16 protein-coding genes and 2 pseudogenes are annotated in these 18,599 nt (G+C 46.8%); 8 read left to right on the forward strand and 10 right to left on the reverse strand.

What is annotated here, in order from left to right:
- Positions 1–142: 142 nt before the first annotated feature.
- The 6 genes from AAA946_RS09210 to AAA946_RS09235 form a co-directional block, all read right to left on the reverse strand.
- Positions 143–577, reverse strand: coding sequence for an ATP-binding protein (locus AAA946_RS09210; protein ID WP_338164588.1), 435 nt, complete (start codon positions 575–577; stop codon positions 143–145).
- Positions 570–1,775 carry a PP2C family protein-serine/threonine phosphatase gene (locus tag AAA946_RS09215; RefSeq protein WP_338164589.1) on the reverse strand — a complete coding sequence of 402 codons (1,206 nt, stop codon included), beginning with the start codon at positions 1,773–1,775 and terminating at the stop codon, positions 570–572. Before AAA946_RS09215 ends, AAA946_RS09210 begins: the two co-directional genes overlap by 8 nt.
- A gap of 149 nt (positions 1,776–1,924) precedes the next feature.
- Complete coding sequence (locus AAA946_RS09220; protein ID WP_338164590.1) at positions 1,925–2,422, reverse strand: hypothetical protein; 498 nt, start codon at positions 2,420–2,422, stop codon at positions 1,925–1,927.
- A 157-nt stretch (positions 2,423–2,579) separates the two neighbouring features.
- Positions 2,580–3,749 carry a phosphoglycerate dehydrogenase gene (locus AAA946_RS09225; protein ID WP_338164591.1) on the reverse strand — a complete coding sequence of 390 codons (1,170 nt, stop codon included), beginning with the start codon at positions 3,747–3,749 and terminating at the stop codon, positions 2,580–2,582.
- A gap of 124 nt (positions 3,750–3,873) precedes the next feature.
- Complete coding sequence (locus tag AAA946_RS09230; RefSeq protein WP_338164592.1) at positions 3,874–4,989, reverse strand: phosphoserine transaminase; 1,116 nt, start codon at positions 4,987–4,989, stop codon at positions 3,874–3,876.
- A 172-nt stretch (positions 4,990–5,161) separates the two neighbouring features.
- Positions 5,162–6,394, reverse strand: coding sequence for a DUF819 family protein (locus AAA946_RS09235; RefSeq protein ID WP_338164593.1), 1,233 nt, complete (start codon positions 6,392–6,394; stop codon positions 5,162–5,164).
- A gap of 562 nt (positions 6,395–6,956) precedes the next feature.
- Between AAA946_RS09235 and AAA946_RS09240 the strand changes: the two genes are divergently transcribed.
- The 7 genes from AAA946_RS09240 to AAA946_RS09270 all read left to right on the forward strand — a co-directional run bounded on the left by AAA946_RS09240 (position 6,957) and on the right by AAA946_RS09270 (position 15,151).
- Positions 6,957–7,145 (forward strand): hypothetical protein, encoded by a 189-nt coding sequence (locus AAA946_RS09240; RefSeq protein WP_338164594.1) that lies wholly within the window; start codon positions 6,957–6,959, stop codon positions 7,143–7,145.
- A gap of 185 nt (positions 7,146–7,330) precedes the next feature.
- Complete coding sequence (locus AAA946_RS09245) at positions 7,331–8,068, forward strand: GntR family transcriptional regulator (RefSeq protein ID WP_338164595.1); 738 nt, start codon at positions 7,331–7,333, stop codon at positions 8,066–8,068.
- Positions 8,069–8,479: 411 nt separating this feature from the next.
- The gene (gene xdhA / locus AAA946_RS09250; RefSeq protein ID WP_338164596.1) at positions 8,480–9,925 is read left to right on the forward strand and encodes a xanthine dehydrogenase small subunit; all 1,446 of its coding nucleotides are present in this window, start codon (positions 8,480–8,482) and stop codon (positions 9,923–9,925) included.
- Complete coding sequence (xdhB, locus tag AAA946_RS09255; RefSeq protein ID WP_338164597.1) at positions 9,918–12,308, forward strand: xanthine dehydrogenase molybdopterin binding subunit; 2,391 nt, start codon at positions 9,918–9,920, stop codon at positions 12,306–12,308. The genes xdhA and xdhB overlap by 8 nt, the downstream gene beginning before the upstream one ends.
- 12 nt (positions 12,309–12,320) lie before the next feature.
- Positions 12,321–13,163 (forward strand): xanthine dehydrogenase accessory protein XdhC, encoded by an 843-nt coding sequence (xdhC, locus tag AAA946_RS09260; protein ID WP_338164598.1) that lies wholly within the window; start codon positions 12,321–12,323, stop codon positions 13,161–13,163.
- A 64-nt stretch (positions 13,164–13,227) separates the two neighbouring features.
- Positions 13,228–14,562, forward strand: a complete 1,335-nt coding sequence (guaD, locus tag AAA946_RS09265) for a guanine deaminase (protein ID WP_338164599.1) — start codon at positions 13,228–13,230, stop codon at positions 14,560–14,562.
- Between the two features lie 226 nt (positions 14,563–14,788).
- Positions 14,789–15,151 carry a YgiW/YdeI family stress tolerance OB fold protein gene (locus AAA946_RS09270; RefSeq protein WP_338164600.1) on the forward strand — a complete coding sequence of 121 codons (363 nt, stop codon included), beginning with the start codon at positions 14,789–14,791 and terminating at the stop codon, positions 15,149–15,151.
- Between the two features lie 13 nt (positions 15,152–15,164).
- Here AAA946_RS09270 and AAA946_RS09275 read toward each other — a convergent pair whose 3' ends face one another.
- Entirely contained in the window at positions 15,165–15,635 is a 471-nt protein-coding gene (locus AAA946_RS09275; protein WP_338164601.1) for a DMT family transporter, read from the reverse strand.
- A gap of 101 nt (positions 15,636–15,736) precedes the next feature.
- Between AAA946_RS09275 and AAA946_RS09280 the strand changes: the two genes are divergently transcribed.
- Complete coding sequence (locus AAA946_RS09280) at positions 15,737–16,672, forward strand: 2-dehydropantoate 2-reductase (protein WP_338164602.1); 936 nt, start codon at positions 15,737–15,739, stop codon at positions 16,670–16,672.
- A 66-nt stretch (positions 16,673–16,738) separates the two neighbouring features.
- Here AAA946_RS09280 and AAA946_RS24155 read toward each other — a convergent pair.
- The 3 genes and pseudogenes from AAA946_RS24155 to AAA946_RS09290 all read right to left on the reverse strand — a co-directional run.
- A pseudogene (locus AAA946_RS24155) lies at positions 16,739–16,993 on the reverse strand (urate hydroxylase PuuD); the annotation flags it as partial.
- A 68-nt stretch (positions 16,994–17,061) separates the two neighbouring features.
- Positions 17,062–18,001: pseudogene (locus tag AAA946_RS09285) on the reverse strand (urate hydroxylase PuuD); the annotation flags it as partial.
- A 21-nt stretch (positions 18,002–18,022) separates the two neighbouring features.
- The gene (locus AAA946_RS09290; protein WP_338164604.1) at positions 18,023–18,592 is read right to left on the reverse strand and encodes an ureidoglycolate lyase; all 570 of its coding nucleotides are present in this window, start codon (positions 18,590–18,592) and stop codon (positions 18,023–18,025) included.
- Positions 18,593–18,599 lie beyond the last annotated feature (7 nt).

The following is an 18,599-nucleotide window of genomic DNA, read 5'->3' on the forward strand; positions in this document are numbered from 1 at the left end:
GCAATTGAGTTGAAAATAATTGCCGCGTTTTCATATGAATGGTTGCCTTTTTTGATGCAAATACGGATGCACCATCCAAAGCAAGCGGCCATTTTAACCAATGCGTACAAAATAACAATCGTAATTTGATAAACGAGAGGAGCTAAGGACGTAACTTAATTAACGTAAACGATGTCAGCCCTTTGTTTTCATGGACGGAGACTTCGTCCATTAAAGTATTTAATATAAAAAAACCTCGTCCAGAAGTCGCCCAGCTTAGCGGATCAGTCGGATCGAGTTCTTGAAGTGGCGTACTGAGCATCTCATCCATACGGTCGGGCTTAAGTGAAAGGCCAGCGTGACTCATGGTAATTTCAATCTTTTGCGCTAACACTGTGCAGCTCACATCAATCACTTTGCCGTTTTGTTCTTGATACCCATGTTCATAAATATTGTTAGCAAGCTCAACCACACATAACTCGAGATCATGAACCAGCGGAGCCTGAATACCCTCTCGTTGCCAAAATGCCAACAAGGCCGCCGCAATTTCACGAGAAGTATCAATCGATGAGTTAAACCGCATTTGATAACTAGCCATTAACGCCTCCAAGCCAGCGCACCACAAGTAAGCTCACATCATCGTCAAATTCTTTACCGTCAAGCCGTGCGGTCACCTTTTCCATGATCAACCCAGGCTTTTGCTGTATAGAAATATCTTGTGTTGTAGCAATCATTTTTTCCAACGCTTCTTCCCCAAACATCTCTTTCCCAACGTTGGCTTCGGTAATGCCATCGGTATAAAACCAAACTTCATCCCCGGCTTCGAGCGTCATAGAAAACGATTCATACGTTGCAAAATCAAACATTCCAACCACAAAGCCGCTCTCTCCTATCCGTTCAACGGCCCTAGTAGCAGCGTTCACTTTGATCAGCGGTGGATGACCCGCAAAAGCAACATCAAGTTCCCCCGTTCGCCTATCAAGGACAGCGTAAACCATAGTCGCATAGAGGCCGTGATTGTCATCCTGTGCGTAGGTAGCATTCAGCGACGTTAATACTTCACTGGCTTTTCTTACCTGACGTTCACCACCTAGATTTGTGGTCATAGTAACGGACTCACCCTGAAAGGTGTTCAAAGTATGATGAATAGAAAAAGAAAGTAACGCAGACGCGACACCATGGCCAGAAACATCAAATACATAAAAAGCCATGTAGCGCTCATCAAGCTCGATACAGCCCAGCATATCGCCGCCAATGGCTGCTGAAGGTTGATACACGTACGCAATATCAACACCCGAATAAGCTTTTTCAGTAGGAAGCAAGGTACCAATCAAATCACTGGCGACCAATAAATCATTATTAATTTGAGCGTAAGCTTGGTTAAGCGCCCGATTCTTATCCACCAGCTCATTATGAAGATCAAGAGTACGAAACCCCGCCCTAATGCGCGCATCAAGCTCATCGACGGGGGTATTTTTAGCGACAAAATCATCAGCACCGGCATTAATGCCCAACGTGATCGATTTATGGTCATCTTGAGAAGAGAGCAACATAAAAAACAGATAGCGATGATAGTCATTGGATTTGACCGACTGACACAAGGCAACGCCGTCCATGTTGGGCATCACCCAATCACTAAGGACAAATTGAATCTGTTTATGTTTCGAGAGCAGCGCCAAGGCCTCAACTCCGTCGCTCGCGACTATGACTTCATAGCCACGTTTTTCAAGCAGCATACGTAGCCTGGCGCGCATAACAGCATCGTCTTCGACCAATAGAATCGAATACTGACTCAACGATGACAGAGTTTGGTTGCTTGAAATAACGCCACCTAAGTTTCATATGACTGTTATTTCAAGAATAGTTGGCCCGGATAAAAAAACAACATCATAACTGTCTCATGATGTTGTTACTATCCAATATGTTAGCTAGGGCTAGAGCAGTGTTATGACTGCAGAGCCAGCAGATCTGGGCGCTTGGTGCACAGAGAAACGGTGCTCACTACCTTGAGCCCTTCTAGCTCACAAGCTGTAACGCATAAATCAATATTGCTATCACTAGCGACAACCACCACATTACGGCCAATTGAGCGCTCTAAAACTTGTTGTGCTGTTTCACAGTGTGACGCATTCACGTCCATTGGCAGAGTACTCACCGCAGATTGACGAGACACACTCAGGTCGGCAATCGTGGCATCGCAGTACACATCCAGAAACGAATAAGACTCACAAAACTCACGCTTAATCGCCGCGAACATTTCCAGTTCGTGCAGTGAAGCTTGGGAAGAGAACACCACTACGCTATGAGCATTCATTGGCTCACCGACAACAGACACAGACGTAGGGAGAGAAAGCGCGTTGGTCATCATTGAAATGCGAGATGCCTCCAATTGATCAGAAAAAGAAGAACCAACGAGAGAAGAACCGATTTGATACGTTTGCATAGCAACACCTATTTGCTGAGTGTGCCATCCATAGAGTTATTTACATCCTTTGATGGGGGAATAATAACAAAACTATATGATTAAATCCTTTCTCATTAACGCCCTGCGTCACAACAATGCAACACCGGGCGTCAAATTTACTTGCGGTGACGAATAGCTATAGTGCTCTCACATTAAACACATGCTCTACACCACTGATCGCCGATAGCAACTCGTCAGTCGGCTGATTCTCAATATCCAAAATGGTATAAGCCACTTCGTCACGACTCTTGTTGAGCATATCCAACACGTTGATATTAAGATCGGCCAATAGAGACAGTACCGTACCCAGCACCTTAGGGACATTATCGTTGGCAAATGTGATCCTATAGCCCTCAGCTCGCTCTAAAGTAATCTGAGGAAAGTTGACTGAGTTGGTAATGTTGCCGTTCTCTAAAAAGTCAATGAGCTGCATCGCCCCCATCACCGCGCAGTTTTCTTCCGCTTCTGCCGTTGACGCGCCGATATGCGGCATCAGAATGACTCCTTCTCGCCCAATTAAAGATGGCGTTGGAAAATCGGTCACGTACTGCCCTACTTGGCCGTTTTCAAGTGCGGTAATGACCGCATCAGTATCGACGATCTCTTTACGAGCAAAATTCAGTAGCACTAGGCCAGGTTTGGCCGCAGCCAGTAACTCACTGCTAATCAATCCGATAGTGGCAGGGAGCGCCGGAACATGTACGGTGACAAAGTCACATTTGCTGATCAGTGATTGCAAGTTGTCAGCACGTTGAATACGGCTCGATAAGCGCCACGCCGCCTCAACACTCAGCGCAGAGTCAAACCCAATCACTTCCATGCCTAAATCAATCGCCGTGTTCGCGACTGACGCGCCTATTGCACCTAGGCCAATAACGCCAAGCGTCTTACCTTTGATCTCAGAACCAGAGAAGCGCTTTTTCTCTTTTTCTAATAGCTTGTCCATCGCCGTAGCATCAGAAAGTTCAGTGAGAGATTGGGAATACTGCATGCCGCCGCAAACATCACGCGCAGAAAGCAGCAAACCAGTTAATACCAATTCTTTAACAGCATTCGCATTGGCGCCCGGTGTGTTAAACACCACAATGCCATTGTCGGTGCAGGCCTGAATAGGAATGTTATTCACCCCTGCCCCGCAGCGCGCTATGGCTTTAACACTGGGTGCAATCGGTTCATCATGCAGTTTTTGGCTTCTTAATAGAATCGCGTCTGGCGCACTAAACTCACTCGACACTTCATATTCATCACGAGAAAACTTATCTAATCCTTTATTGGCAATCGCGTTGTAGGTTTTTATCTGCTTCATTATTGGTTCCACTTTAAGTTGAAAATCCCTTTCTACCCATCAGTGCACTTTACTCGTCCCAATACTGGCGTTTTTCTGTTGTGCCAGAGACAACAAAGCACCTGATAAGCAGGTGCTTTGTTCTTTACTTAGTGACTTCTGCGTAAGCCCAATCTAACCACGGTAGGAGCGCTTCTATGTCCGTAGCTTCCACCGTTGCCCCAGTCCATATCCTAAGACCTGCTGGCGCATCACGATAAGCACCAATGTCGTAGGCCACTTGCTCGTTATCGAGCAGCTTAATCATCGCTTTGACTTGCTCTTCCGTAGCATCCAAGGTCAAACACACACTGGTGTTAGAGCGCTGCTCTGGTTGTTTCGCCAAGAAATGAATCCAGTCTCGTGCTTCAACAAAGTTCGTCAATACCGCAAGGTTGGCTTGAGACTTCTCAATGGCCGCGTCAACACCACCAATACCGTCAACCCAATCTAGCGCATCAATGTAATCCACAACACACAGCATGGAAGGCGTGTTAATAGTAGCGCCTTTAAAAATGCCCTCGATTAACTTGCCACCTTTAGTCATGCGGAAAATCTTCGGTAATGGCCATGACGGCGTGTAGCTCTCTAGGCGCTCGACCGCTTTCGGGCTCAACACAATCACACCGTGACCGCCTTCTCCGCCAAGCACTTTCTGCCAGCTGTAGGTCACCACATCGAGCTTTTCCCAAGGCATTGGCATCGCAAATACAGCGGATGTCGCATCACAAATCGTTAAGCCTTCACGCTCATCACTAATCCAGTCACCATTAGGTACTTTGACCCCAGAAGTCGTACCGTTCCAGGTAAAAATAGCATCGTGGCTCGGGTTAGCTTGAGATAAATCGGGCAACTCACCGTAGTCGGCTAAGTAGCTATTCACCTCTTCTAGTTTTAGCTGTTTGGTGATGTCAGTTAACCAACCAGATCCGAATGATTCCCAGTGAAATACATCGACCGGGCGTGCGCCTAACATTGACCACATCACCATCTCCATTGCCCCCGTGTCCGAGCCAGCCACAATACCGACACGATAATCTTCTGGGATGCCCAAAACGGCCTTGGTTTTTTCGATAGATTCACCCAATACCGCTTTACCTAAAGAAGAACGGTGACTGCGACCTAAAGAGCTGGTATCAAGGTTTGATAGTTGATAACCCGGGCGCTTACTGCAAGGCCCTGAAGAGAAATTGGGGTTAGCGGGTTTGATTTGCGGTTTCATTTGGCTCCCTGCCTGTAAATAATTGAATAACTATTCACCACCTTGTCTGAAAATTGGGTGAAACGCAAGCCCATCACCAGCAAAACACGAGGGTTATAATGCTTTTTAGAGCACAAAAAAAGCAGCACCCAAGGGTACTGCTCTACAAAGCTTGATTTCAGATATTACTGGATCAACCAACCACACCAACTGCGGCTTGCATAATAATGCCACAGATGTAGGCACCATAAGTACCAAGCGCGTAGCCAAGTACCGCCATCAAAATACCAACTGGAGCCAATGATGGGTGGAAAGCAGCGGCAACAACTGGCGCTGACGCTGCACCACCAACGTTCGCCTGGCTACCTACAGCCATAAAGAACAGTGGCGCTTTAATCAGCTTCGCAACACCGATCATCAATAGTGCGTGAATAGTCAGCCATGTGATACCGATAAAGAAGTAACCTGGGTTATCAAGAATCGCCGTGACATCCATTTGCATACCAATGGTCGCAACCAGAATGTAGATGAACGCTGAACCAATTTTTGATGCGCCAGCATGCTCAAGGGTACGAGCTGATTTAAAGGTAGACGCAATCAGTGCAAACGTGGTGACCAGCACAATCAGCCAGAAGAAGCCAGACGTCAGGCTGTATTTCTCAAGCTCAGGAGCGTTAGTCGCAATCCAAGGAGCAATCAAATCAGAACCAAAGTGAGCCAGACCAGTAAGACCAAACGCAATAGCTACAACCTTCATCATATCAGTAGTGGTAATTGGTCGAGAGTTCTCCTCTTCGTACTTAGCCACCGTCTCTTTGAGCTCATCGATAGAAGTTGTATCGGCTTTTAGCCACGCGTCCATTTTCTTCTGACGACCAGCCATAATAAGCAGTATCGCCATCCAAATATTGGCACAAATAACGTCTACGGTGATCATCGCAGAAAATAGCTGATCGCCCACACCAAACACTTCTTTCATAGCTGCTTGGTTAGCACCGCCACCGATCCAAGAACCGGCAACCGTCGTTAGGCCACGCCACACGTCACCGGAGACTAAATCAGGACTAATGAAATCGAGAATAACAATCGCTGCTGGACCACCGATAATGATGCCCAGCGTACCGGTCAAAAACATGATGACGGCTTTAGAGCCCAAACCGAATATCTTTTTCAGATCGGCAGAAACAATAAGCAGTACCAGTGCGCCCGGAAGAAGGTAACGACTGGCAACGAAATACAAATTAGAAGCTGAGCCGTCAATTAAGCCCGTGGTATTGAGTAATGACGGTACAAAGTAGCACAGCAACAGACCAGGAACGACGGAATAGAACTTTTTCCAGAATAGGTTTTTACTGCTTTCAGTAATAAACACGCCGCCTAAAATAACGGCAAGCAATCCCATAATGACAGCATCATTAGTGATCATGTCGATAAATCTCCTTAACTGATGTCTATTTGAAACAATTAGACACATTTTGGTAGTTGGCCGAGACTATACCGACAACCCTCTCTGGTCACAAATTTTAACAATTTTTACGCACTAGGCATGAATAGTTAACTATTTATCATGGCAGGCAATGCATAGTTCACACCCATAACCCGTGAAAAACATTGTTCGAAAAAACATCCAGATCAAACATTGCTCCAAAGTTTCAATTAGTTACAAGACGAGCTTTTGAATTTAACACCTTGATAACCCGAATAATCACCACCACCTAGAAAATAAGCAAACAAATGCAACCAGCTGCACCAGTTATGTTAAAGCGCTCAATTTTTGCACCCGAAGACAATCACATTTGTTTGATCTAAATCACACATTTTCGTCAGCTTTCAGCCATTTTTCGTCAATTTCGCTCCACCTGATTCGACAATTTCTCTGCCAATTGCCCCAAAAGTCATTAAATACAACTGCATTAAAACAAATGCTGGATATTTATACAGTCCGCGCTTATACTGTTTTTACATACAGTAATTCATGAGGTGTAGTTATGTTGCAAGAAAGACTAGAACGCATCAACGAGCTGCGTAAGAAAGCGATGGCCAATCCTGAATTCATGAAATCTGCGCAAGCCCATGCCGAAGCGCTACAAACTCAATGCCACTCTTCGCATCCAAAACCTATCAAAAAGCCCAAAGCACTGTCTGATATCTATCAAGGTTACGACTTCGGGCTCTAGTGTGCCGTTCGTCCTCTAAGTGAAGGGGGTACGCATCCCCCTCACACCTACACCAGCACTCTTTCAACCTTAAGACGCCATTAATGCCAGCTATTTCACAGAATCTGGTCGTAGTGGCCATTTGTATACAAAGTGCAGTATTATTGTCTTAATGAGAATTAAAAACTGTAGAGTGCTGTAACCATATGGGAAACCTGAAAAACTCGGTCAACAAAGGCGTCAAAACTAAAGTCGCAGGACAGACTCAAGATGACGTGGTCTATTGCCATATATTCGATGCCATTCTCGAACAAAGACTTCCCCCTGCAACCAAACTCAGTGAGGAAGCATTGGCAGAAATTTTTGGTGTCAGCAGAACCATCATCCGCCGTGCCCTTTTAAGGTTGTCTATGGAAAAGGTTGTCGATATACGACCAAACCGAGGCGCGATGGTCTCTGCCCCTTCTGTTGAAGAAGCGAAACAGATATTTAAGGCACGTGAAGTGCTTGAAATGGCTATTATTGAACTGGCCGTCGTTAATGCGACCAAGTTACAAATTGCTGAGTGCAGAAAACTCGTAGAAGAAGAGAATCAAGCGTTCGCCAAAGACGACTATGGCAAGGGGCTTCGATTATCGGGGGAATTTCATATCAAGCTGGCCGAAATGGCAGATAACGCCCCACTACTTGCGTTTCAACGAAGCATCGTTTCCCAATCCTCTTTACTTATTGCGATGTACGAAACAGGCAACCACTCTAACTGCTCTCAAGATGAGCATAGCGAACTGCTCAATGCCATCGAGACTGGCGACAAAGAAAAAGCGTTGGGTCTTATGGGCGAGCACCTTGAACATATTCGCTCTAAGCTTAACTTAGATGACAACACAGCCTCCAACGATCTGCATGTCGTGTTCTCAGATGTGTTAAAGAACAAAGTGAGTTAACTTAAAACCACCTAAAACGACGCTGTCACACCCCAAAAATTCACTCGTCATCCTCACGCAAGTGAGGATCTCCTGACGCGCGTTACCCACCCCAAACATGTACATACCTTGCCAAATCGGCTTGCTAACACGCTACAAAAGATCCGCTTTTCCAAGGGCTGACGACATAGGTGCCAAAATCTCACCCAGATTCAACGATGATTTTTTGTATCAAACAGTCCGGCACACATCACCTACAACTCCCTTCAAACCAACAACCTAGCTGCACTACCTAATTTGACCTTGATCTCAATGCATTAGAAATGTTGCCAACTTGTAAATTAATAGTTGACCTATTGGTCAAATTAGCCAATTATTGACCTGAAGGTCAGAAAAAATCATTTTCAAGAATACACTGTACAAGGAGGTCTCTTGATTACCTTTTTACTCAATCAAGAAATCAGACAGGAAGTAAATGTCTCCCCAAACATGACGGTGCTGAACTATCTTCGCACTCATGTAAAAAAAACAGGCACCAAGGAAGGATGCGGTTCTGGTGATTGCGGTGCATGTACCGTGGTACTCGGTGAGCTTGTTGATGGCAAGCTCGAGTATCGTAGCGTTAACTCCTGCCTGACGTTTATTTCTGCTCTTCACGGCAAGCAACTTATCACGGTAGAAGATCTGCAAGCTCGCGATAAGTCACTTCACCCCGTTCAACAAGCCATTGTCGATTTCCATGGTTCCCAGTGTGGCTACTGTACGCCTGGATTCATCATGTCGATGTTCGCACTTACTAAGAACAAGCCGAACGCAAATAAAGCGGATGTGATGGAATCACTGGCTGGCAATCTCTGCCGCTGTACGGGATATCGACCTATCGTCGATTCTGCATTGTCGCTTTGTTCGGAAGAGCAAATCGTTGATCAATTCTCAGAACTTGAACGAGCGACCATCGCAAAATTGGAAAAGATTCAAAATGAAGAAGCGAGTCTGCGTCTTGGACACCTCACCGCGTTCTCTCCTAAAACCACAGACGAACTTGCCAAGCTCTACAAGGCACACCCACAAGCCAAGTTGGTTGCTGGCGGAACAGATTTAGCACTCGAAGTCACTCAATTTCATCGCGAGATAGAAACGCTCATCAGCGTGAACCTTGTGGAAGAGATGAAAGTCTGCCAAGAGACAGAGGACAACCTAGAGATTGGCGCAAACCTACCAATCAGCGATGCCTATACACTGCTAAACAAGCACTACCCCGACTTCGGTGAACTGTTACACCGCTTCGCCTCTTTGCAAGTTAGAAATCAAGGCACCATAGGTGGCAATATTGCTAATGCTTCTCCTATCGGAGACACACCTCCTCTGCTCATCGCTCTGGATGCAAAAATCCAACTACGCTGCGGTGATGAGACACGCGTCATGCCTATTGAGGACTACTTCATCAGCTACAAGGTCACCGCGCAGCAACCTAGCGAGTTTATCGAAAAGATAGTTATACCTAAGCCATCATCGAGCACATTCCGCGCTTACAAGCTCTCTAAACGTTTAGATGACGATATTTCAGCAGTTTGTGGCGCTTTCAGCATTCAAGTGAAAGATAACAATGTAGTGAGTGCTCGTATCGCCTTTGGTGGTATGGCAGCAACTCCTAAACGAGCAATATCTTGTGAGCAGAAGTTAGTCGGGCAGCCTTGGAATGAAGAGACTATTAGCAAGTCAATGGAAGCGCTTAGTAACGACTTTGAGCCTCTATCAGATTTTCGCGCAAGCCAAACGTACCGAAGCCTCACCGCCGCCAATATGCTCAAACGCTATTACATTGAAACCAATAACACCAACAATCTGATTGAAACGAGGGTAACATCTTATGTCTAATGTGAATCATCAGCAGCTGACTCACGAAGAGATGGTTGCTATCGTCAAACAAGATCTTAAAACAGGTGTTGGTAAAAGCGTAAAGCACGATAGCGCGCCAAAACAAGTGACGGGCGAGGCTGTCTACATCGATGACAGACTTGAGTTCCCAAACCAGCTTCATGTCTACGCGCTACTGAGCACACAAGCACACGCAAAAATCACTAAGATAGACGTCTCTCCTTGTTATGACTTCGCTGGCGTTGCTATTGCGATTACCTCCAAAGACGTGCCAGGCCAGCTTGATATTGGCGCTATCCTTCCCGGTGATCCTCTGCTTGCCGATGGTATTGTCGAATACTACGGTCAGCCTGTCATCGCAGTGGCGGCGAGCGACCTCGAAACTGCCAGAAAAGCAGCGCACGCCGCCATCGTTGAATACGAACCGCTACCTGCCATTCTGGATGTCAAAGAAGCACTCGCGAAAAAGCATTTCGTGACGGAAAGCCACCAGCAAAAGCGCGGTGACTCAGCCAAAGCCCTTGCCAACGCTAAACACGTGATCGAGGGTGAAATCGAAATTGGCGGTCAAGAACACTTCTATCTCGAAACACAAGTTAGCAGCGTAATGCCAACCGAGGACGGCGGCATGATTGTCTATACCTCGACGCAAAACCCAACCGAAGTACAAAAACTGGTCTCTGAGGTACTTGGAGTTGCGATGCACAAAGTGGTGATCGACATGCGCCGCATGGGCGGCGGTTTTGGTGGTAAAGAGACACAAGCGGCAGCACCAGCTTGTATGGCGGCAGTGATCGCTCATTTAACCGGTCGACCAACCAAGATGCGCCTGCTTCGTAATGAAGATATGACCATGACCGGTAAACGTCACCCATTCTACAACCAATATAAGATTGGCTTTGATGATAACGGTGTGATTCAAGGTGCCGATATTGTTGTCGCGGGTAACTGTGGTTACTCGCCAGATCTGTCGAGTTCGATTGTCGACCGTGCCATGTTCCACTCTGACAATGCTTATTACTTAGGTGATGTGACTGTTACCGGACACCGCTGTAAAACCAATACCGCTTCGAATACGGCTTACCGTGGTTTTGGCGGACCTCAGGGTATGATGACCATTGAACACATCATGGATGAAATCGCCCGCTACCTTAACAAAGATCCGTTAGAAGTCCGCAAAGCCAACTACTACGGTGAAGAAGGTCGAAACGTTACCCACTACTACCAAACAGTGGAAGATAACTTCCTTCCTGAAATCACTGAGCAGTTAGAGCAAAGCAGTGATTACCACGCAAGACGGAAAGAGATCGCTGAGTTCAACAAAAACAGTCCGATTTTGAAAAAGGGGTTGTCTATCACGCCCGTCAAATTTGGTATCTCGTTTACCGCCACGTTTCTAAACCAAGCCGGCGCACTGATTCACATTTATACCGATGGCAGTATCCACCTAAACCACGGTGGTACTGAAATGGGACAAGGTCTGAATATCAAAGTGGCGCAAATCGTTGCAGAGGAGTTTCAAGTAGATGTTGACCGTATCCAAATCACCGCTACCAACACCGACAAGGTGCCGAACACCTCGCCCACGGCGGCCTCATCGGGCGCCGATCTCAACGGTAAAGCCGCACAAAACGCCGCAATAACCATTAAACAGCGTCTGATTGAATTTGCTTCCTCTCACTTTAAGGTGACTCCAGAAGAAGTACTGTTCAAAAATGGTATGGTACAAATCCGTGAGCAGATCATGACATTTGCAGACTTTGCGCAGCTGGCGTGGATGAACCAAATCTCACTGTCGAGCACAGGTTTTTATCGCACCCCAAAAATCTACTATGACCATGAGAAAGCACGTGGCCGCCCTTTCTATTACTACGCTTATGGCGCGTCGTGTTCCGAAGTCATCATCGATACTCTCACTGGCGAGTACAAAATCTTGCGCGTGGATATCTTGCATGATGTGGGCGCGTCGCTTAACCCGGCTATCGACATTGGTCAGGTGGAAGGAGGCTTCGTTCAAGGCGTGGGTTGGTTGACAACCGAAGAGCTCGTCTGGAATGAGCAAGGACGTTTGATGACGAACGGCCCAGCAAGCTACAAGATCCCGGCCATTGCAGACATGCCAATCGATTTTAGAACGCATCTTCTTGAAAACCGAAGTAACCCTGAAGACACCGTGTTCAACTCCAAAGCGGTGGGTGAACCACCATTCATGCTAGGTATGTCCGTTTGGAGCGCACTCAAAGACGCCATCTCTTATGTTGCCGTTGATGGTGCGATTCCCAAACTGGATACCCCCGCGACACCAGAACGAGTGTTAATGGCGGTGCAAGCCGTGACACAAGGACAGAGTGTTAACACGGCATCCTTCACGGAAACCAATTAACAGGAGGTCACTATGTTTAAGGACAACTGGATTCATGAGCTGGCTAGGCTCGAAGAACAACACGAACCTTGTGTCATGGTGACCGTACTTGAAGATCGCGGCTCCGTGCCGCGAGACGCAGGGACAAAAATGCTAGTGACTCGCGATAACATCATCGCGACCATTGGTGGCGGCCATTTAGAACATGTCGCCTCTAAAATGGCACGAGAAATGCTTCTTTCAGGAGAGCAAAGCCTTAAAGTAGAACGGTTTAACTTGGGTGCTCGATTAGGTCAATGCTGTGGTGGTATGGCAACACTCAGCTTTGAACCCATTGGCACTTCGCAAAAGCATTTGGTACTTTTTGGTGCAGGCCATGTGGCAAAAGCACTGGTTCATATTGTTGCTACCCTGCCCTTTAGAGTAACGTGGATTGATGAACGTGAGGCAGAGTTTCCAGAAACGTTGCCGCAAGGAATCAACAAGCTCGTGAGTGACGACCCAGTAGGTGAAATCGCCCAAATGCCACCAAACAGCTATTACCTAGTGATGACTCACAATCATCAACTCGATTTCGACCTGGCAAAAGCGATTATCAAGCGCGGTGACAGCGCCTACTTTGGGATGATTGGCTCACTGACCAAGCGTAAGAAGTTTGACTTCCGTTTGGCGCAGCGAGGCTTCAGTCAAGATGAGATCAACACCATGACCTGCCCAATAGGCATCGGAGCTGTTACTGGTAAGCACCCTGCAGAAATTGCCGTCTCTGTAGCCGGCGAGCTGATTTCGCACTATCAAGGTAACCCTATTGAGCAAAAGCGCCCAGCGCCCACTCGCCAAGAGCACTCACACCAAGAGCTAGACCAAGCAGGCTAAAAAGCCGCGAAAGGATTAAAATAATAATACTGCCCAGAAATTTGGGGCAGAGAAAGGAAGTGTCATGACAACACAACGCAAGGCCTACCGTGCCAGCATTTTACATAGCATTGCTGACCCCAAAGATGTGGGGCTGGAAAACTCATACCAATTTTTTGAAGACGGCATGATCGTCGTAGAAAACGGTCACATCGTCGACATCGGCAGTGCAACCGATATATTGGCTAGACACACCAGGCCAATGAAGATTAAAACCTACAAGGATAAGCTCATCACCTCCGGCTTTGTTGATACTCATATCCACTACCCTCAGACCGGAATGATCGCCTCATACGGTGAACAGCTTTTAGATTGGCTAGAAAACTACACCTTCCCAGAAGAACGTCGTTTTCAAAACCCTATTTACGCACTCAAAGTCGCCAAACTTTTCTTGGACGAACTCGCAAGTAACGGTACGACCACAGCGCTCGTCTTTGGCACCGTACACAAAGAGTCTGTCGACGTTTTCTTCGGTGAGGCAGAGAGACGTAACCTTCGTATGATTTGTGGCAAAGTATTGATGGATCGTAACGCGCCTGACTACTTAACCGACACTCCAGAGTCAGGCTATCAAGCCTCTAAGGAGCTTATTGAAAAATGGCATAATCGAGGCAGGCTTCACTACGCTGTCACACCAAGATTCGCTCCTACCAGTACACCAGAGCAACTCGCAATGGTGGGTAAACTTCTTGAGGAATACCCAGATGTTTATATGCATACCCACCTCTCTGAAAACAAAAAGGAGATTGAGTGGGTTCTCGACTTATTCCCAGAGCGAGACAGCTATTTAGACGTTTACGACCACTATGGTCTGCTTCACAAGCGCTCTGTTTTTGCTCATGGTATCCATTTGTCTGACTGTGAGTGCCAGCGTTTAGCCGACACGGAATCTGCTATTGCCTTCTGCCCGACTTCCAACCTGTTTCTTGGCTCTGGTTTATTTAAGCTCAACAAACTGGAAGACAAAGGGATCAGAGTCGGCATGGGCACCGACGTGGGCGCAGGAACAAGTTTCTCCATATTACAAACCATGAGTGAAGCCTATAAGATCATGCAGTTGCAACAGGAAAAACTGCACCCTATTAAATCTTTGTACCTCGCGACACTAGGCGGCGCGAAAGCCCTTCACCTCGAGGACAAAATCGGCAACTTAGAGGTAGGTAAGGAAGCAGATTTCGTCGTTCTCGATTTGCATGCTACACAGTTGATGCGCTTTAGAATGAATCAAGCCACAACTCTGGAAGAGAAGCTATTCGTATTAATGAGCCTTGGCGATGACCGAACCGTTTGCGAGACATATATTTATGGCGACCTTGCCTATGATGCTAAAGGTGAACGTGACAAGCGATTGGTAAGTTAAAGGCAGACAACTGCTCTACAACAAACAAGCGTCCCCCACTAGCCCTTGCCTGTTCAGGCAGGGGTTTATTTAAGCGCGCACCAAACCTCAACCACTATTCCAAATCCGAAAAACAAACTTTTTTCAAACATGAACGAATTCTGAATATTCGTTTCAAGGTTAGTTAATCTAGACAAGCGCATACTGACATCGTCAACTAAACAAAGATGTCCACATTGAGGTTATTATGAAAAAAGTTATCATCGCTACAGCACTTATCCTAACGTCTGGTTTCGCAGCAGCTAAATCTATGCCTGCTCAAGGCGGTTTTAACGGCCCTGCTCTTGGTGCACAAACGACTGTTGCTCAAGCACTAGAAGCAAAAGACGACACTGCCGTTCAAATTACCGGCAACATTACCCAATCTATTGGTGATGAAGAGTATCAATTCACCGACGGTCAAAACACTATTGTGATTGAAATCGACAACGATGACTGGCGCGGTGTTGATGTAACACCAAACGACAAAGTGATTATTTCTGGTCGTGTAGACAAAGATGCATTTGAAGACACCAAAATCGAAGTAAAACGCGTTGCTATCGCTGGCTAACGACTAACAGCACTCAACTGCCTTTACTGGGGTGATAAGCCACCAAAATTACCCCAAGTACTATCAATATCGCCCCACCGATCCGTTGGGGCGATAGTTCTATTTTGGGATACCCTAAAAGCCCATACTGATCATAAATAAGTGACGCCGTCACTTGGCCACATACAATCGCAATGGCCAGCGCCAACGCTCCCAACTTAGGCGCTAGATAAATAGACATTGCAATATTAAACGCCCCCAAAAATCCCCCTAGCCAAGCCCACCATGGCAGGTTTTTAAGTGTTCCATTTGGAAACCACGGCTTCCCCTCTAGCATCACCAAGGTGCCTAACACTAAAGTACCGATCACAAATGAGATAAACGCAGCTTGAAGCGGCGATCCCAAACCGGTGCGTAGCTGTGCATTAACACCCGCTTGTGACGCTAACGTCGTACCCACCACCACACTGAGCAAAATAAGAATCACACCCGTAAAGTTTGCCACTGTTCGTTTCCTTATCACCGCACTCTTTCAAGCGTAGCACTTCATTCCCAACTATTTTCCTGTACAGTAGTACGAGCACATTTTGGAAACAGGGACAGAACATGATCAAAAAGGTATTCGCAGTGATTGGTACAGGCGCTATCGGTGGTTACTATGGGGCAAGACTCCATCATGGTGGTCACGACGTTCACTTCCTTTTCAATAGCGACTACCAGCATGTGGTTGATAACGGATTAAGAGTCGACTCTCACTACGGTGATTACTCCATCACGGCTAACGATATCAATGCTTACAATAAGTCGGCAGGTATGCCTAAAGCCGATGTTATTCTCGTCGCGCTAAAAACCACCCAAAATCACCTACTCAAAGCGCTTATTCGCCCTCTATTAAAACCGGATACCTTAGTCATGTTGCTGCAAAATGGCATTGGCGCAGAGCAAGAAGTGGCCGAGACATTTAATCTCCCCTACGTCGGTGGTGGCTTATGCTTTATCTGTTCAAATAAAGTCGCACCTGGTCACATAGACCACATCGATTACGGCCGCATTACCGTCGGCGTATACGGCGAGGATGGGATTGAACCACTGGAATCGTTCGCTAAAGACCTAACAAGCAGTGGTGTTGAAGTGGATATCGATCCTAAAATCATTGATGCTCGCTGGAAGAAACTTCTTTGGAACTTACCCTTTAATGGCTTATCAACCGTGCTCGATTCCGACACAGCGCAAATAATGGACTGCCCGGAACTCGTCAGCCTATCAAAAGACATCATGATAGAAGTGCAGCAAGCCGCTCAAACCACCGATACTGAAATCCCAAGCTCACTCATCGACACCATGCTAAGCAATACCGCCAAGATGAAGCCATATTTAACTAGTATGTTGTTAGACAGGCGCAATGGCCGCGAGCTTGAGCTGCAATATATGTACAAGAATGCGATTGAACTTGCTGCACAAGGAGGCGTCTCTATGCCAAAGACAACGACGCTTTATGAACAGTTGTGCTTTATTAACAAGCGTATCGTCTCCGTAAATTAATAGCGCACCTTTGCTAACGTAAAAGAGCCGCTCTATCAAAGAGCGGCTTTTTGCATTGTATTACCTTTACTGTAGCTGAGCCCCCTGCTCCACCCATTCTCCAATAAGCGCACGTTCTTCATCGGTCATTTGAGTCAGGTTACCAAGTGGCATCACTTTGGTGGTGACCGTTTGAGCGACGATGCGTGGGACATTCACTTTGATCTCCTCTGGCGTGTCGAGTACCACACCGCCCGGTGCTGTTTGGAACGCGGCATGCGTTGGGGTTGCCGAGTGACAGACCGAGCAGCGTTCTTGAATCACTTGATTGATCTGTGAAAACGGAATCGAGCCATCGTGTGCTGATGATTGAGCTATCTGTTCACTGCCCGTTTGCGCCACTTCAGGGCTTGTTTGTGTCACTGGTGCTTTAACAACCGGCGTTGGTGCTTTATTCGCATACGGCGATGAAACGAATGCAAGTGTCACCATACCCAATGCGGCGGCTGGAATTGTCCAAGCAAATTTTTGGCTGCCATGGCGCGTATTGAAGTAGTGTCTTACCAAAATACTAAACACTGACAAGCCCGCTAGAATCGCCCAGTTGTACTCATGACCGTAGGTGCTCGGAAAGTGGTTGCTGATCATAATGAACAGCACAGGCAGCGTTAGGTAGTTATTGTGTCTTGAACGCAGCAGTCCTTTCGCAGGCAGCGCTGGGTCTGGCTCTTGGTTATTTTCAATCGCCTTCACCAAGTTGCGCTGGGCCGGCATGATAACGAAGAAGACGTTACCGACCATGATAGTACCTATGATGGCACCAACATGAATATAAGCACCACGGCCACTGAAAACTTGGCTAAGTCCATACGCGGCAGCCACTAGCCCAGCAAACAATACAATACCTAGGACAATCGGTGTTTTACCTAAAGGCGAGTTACACAGTAGGTTGTAAATGACCCAGCCTGCAACTAGTGAGGCCGCACCAATTATGATCGCGCTGGTTGCATCGATACCAGAGCCTGGCGCGACTAGATAGATTTCTGCGTTCAGATAGTAGACCACGCCCAACAGCAGTACGCCAGTGATCCAAGTGAAGTACGCTTCCCATTTAAACCAGTGTAAGTTCTCTGGCATCTTTGGGGGCGCGAGTTTGTACTTTTCAAGATGGTAAATACCACCACCGTGAATCGCCCAGAGATCGCCCGATAGGCCATCACGGGGGTTACTGCGATTCAAATTATTCTCTAACCATACAAAGTAGAACGACGCACCAATCCATGCGATCCCTACTATCATGTGAACCCAACGAATAATCAGGTTCAGCCATTCTGTTACGTGCGGATCCATAACACACTCCTCGTCAGCAGCTTAGACAGAGACTTGCTGCTCATCCTTATCTTTTTGCATCTTATCGGCGAAGCTAGGTAAATCATCTAGGCTCAATTGAACCAACCCTTCACTGAAAAACACTTCATCGCAATTGTTACCCCCCCCGGCTCTATCAACAATCAAGAACTGATCTTGGTCTGTGAGAGCCAATACTGGATGATGCCAAACCCCTTTGTGGTAGTTCACCCCTTGCTTACCGTTGCTGATAAATGCACGGCAGTTCGCTAAAGACGGGTTATCACCCTTCGGCGCGACGACGATAAGATACGGTTGTCCAAGTAATGGTATAAATGCTTGCGAGCCCAAAGGATGCCTTTCTAGCATTTCAATCGTGAGTGGATACTGTAGAGGCGTCGCTTGAAAGATACTGATGATGGCTTTACCACCTTGCTCTTCCACGTCAGCCTCAGCAAGCTTGTGATAACGACGTGTCGACCCGTTATTGATCATAAAGTAGTCGCTATTATCCACCTCTATCACATCACCAAACTCGGCAAATGTGCGCTTGTCCAGAAGCTCTATTTTGATTCGACGTATACCATTACTCATATAAAAT

Origin of the sequence: Vibrio sp. 10N (assembly GCF_036245475.1) — a bacterium.
GTDB lineage: Bacteria > Pseudomonadota > Gammaproteobacteria > Enterobacterales > Vibrionaceae > Vibrio.